Origin of the sequence: Stagnimonas aquatica, assembly GCF_003730135.1 — a bacterium.
Taxonomy (GTDB): Bacteria; Pseudomonadota; Gammaproteobacteria; order Nevskiales; family Nevskiaceae; genus Stagnimonas; species Stagnimonas aquatica.
This window is the reverse complement of record NZ_RJVO01000015.1, coordinates 1-1,090: the sequence shown is the minus strand read 5'-3', so window position 1 is coordinate 1,090 and position 1,090 is coordinate 1. Positions and strand designations below refer to the sequence as shown.

Annotated in this window: 1 protein-coding gene; it reads right to left on the bottom strand. The window is 62.0% G+C overall.

What is annotated here, in order from left to right:
• Positions 1-5: 5 nt before the first annotated feature.
• The gene (locus tag ED208_RS16915; protein ID WP_123213108.1) at positions 6-1,040 is read right to left on the bottom strand and encodes an IS30 family transposase; all 1,035 of its coding nucleotides are present in this window, start codon (positions 1,038-1,040) and stop codon (positions 6-8) included.
• Between the last annotated feature and the right edge of the window lie 50 nt (positions 1,041-1,090).

Sequence of the window (1,090 nt, the reverse complement as noted above, 5' to 3'; positions counted from 1 at the left end):
CGGATTCAAGCATCAAGTGCAACACGGTTGTTTTGATCGCGTTGTTCGAAGCATTTGTTGAAGAAGACTTCGGCGGGAGTCTTCCACCCGAGGGTTTTGCGGGGGCGGGTGTTCATCTCCCAGGCGATGTGGTCGAGTTGTCGCTGAGAAAGCTTTGAGAGATCGGATCCCTTGGGAAAGTACTGACGCAGTAGCCCGTTGGTGTTTTCACAGATACCCCGCTGCCAGGGACTACGGGGGTCGGCGAAGTAAATGCATAGGCCCGTGCTTTCAGCCAGCTTGCGATGCAGGGCCATCTCCTTGCCCTGGTCGTAGGTCAGGGTTTTCCTGGCTTCCGGCGGCAGGGGCGAGAACGCGGTCTTGAAGCCCTTCAAGGCGGCCAATGCCGAGCAGTCCTCCATCACAACCAGCATCAGGAACAGGGAATGACGATCAACCAGGACGCCCACCGCCGAGCGGTTGTGCCCTCCTTTGAGAAAATCACCCTCCCAGTGACCCGGCAGAAGCCGGTCCTGGGCTTCCGGCGGACGGACGTGAATGCTCGGTAGGTTCTGCATCTGTCCCCGCCGGCTGGCCGGCCGGTCCATCAGCTTCTGAGCCGCCCGGCCCCGACGCAGCAACACCGTCAGCTCCCGGCGGAGCTCTCCCCGGGGTATGGCATAAATCGCGGTATAGATGGTCTGGTGCGACACGCTGCCGAGTGTGCATGCGATCTGCTCAGGCGACCATTTGCGCTGTAACAAGTGCCGGACCTGCGCCCACAAGAGCCCCTGACGATCCAGCTTGCGACGGCGTCGACGCCCATGCCGCAGCCGACGGGCTCGTTGTCCCGCACGGGTGGCGTCATAGCCCAGCCGAGGTCTTCCCATCACTGGCCCTGTCGAGGGCGGTCTCTCCCCGTTGCGCCGAAGCTCCCGCGAAATCGTGCTCGCCGATCGCCCCAGAACTCCCGCGATCACTCGAAGGCTTCGGCCTTCATGACGCAGCGCCATGATCGTGCCGCGTTCCTCCGCGCTCAGGTGCTGGTACGCCTTCCCCATGCTTCACCTCCAGTCTCAGGAAGCGTTGCACTTGATCTTAGAATCCGCCT